Raw genomic sequence first — 331 nt, 5'->3', positions numbered from 1 at the left:
ATTGCATATTTATCATGTAACTTTTTGTGGACTTTATTCTGCACTAATTTATTTAATTGTTGATAAATTTTCTGGAATACTTCTTGACTTCGATGAGTGTTGGCTTTGGAAAATGTGGAAATATCTACATCAAAACCTGTATTATTTAATCGTTTAAATAAATCTCGCATACTCCTTAAGCTATTATCCAGAGCATAAGCCAACCAACACTCAACAAAAAGACGGCTGTTTAAAACAGGATAATCATTTTTGGGTAGTCCTTCCAGGATATTTTTGACAATCTTGGGAAATGAGTTTATGATCATGGTTAATCAAAATATTTTAATCCTTC

1 pseudogene is annotated in these 331 nt (G+C 30.8%); it reads right to left on the bottom strand.

The window, feature by feature from the left end:
* A pseudogene (locus ACIR131C_RS21865) lies at positions 1–305 on the bottom strand (IS4 family transposase); the annotation flags it as partial.
* Positions 306–331: the final 26 nt, after the last annotated feature.

Origin of the sequence: Dolichospermum circinale AWQC131C, assembly GCF_000426905.1 — a bacterium.
GTDB classification, from domain to species: domain Bacteria; phylum Cyanobacteriota; class Cyanobacteriia; order Cyanobacteriales; family Nostocaceae; genus Dolichospermum; species Dolichospermum circinale.
The sequence above is the reverse complement of the archived record's forward strand: the minus strand, read 5'-3'. Positions and strand labels throughout refer to the sequence as shown.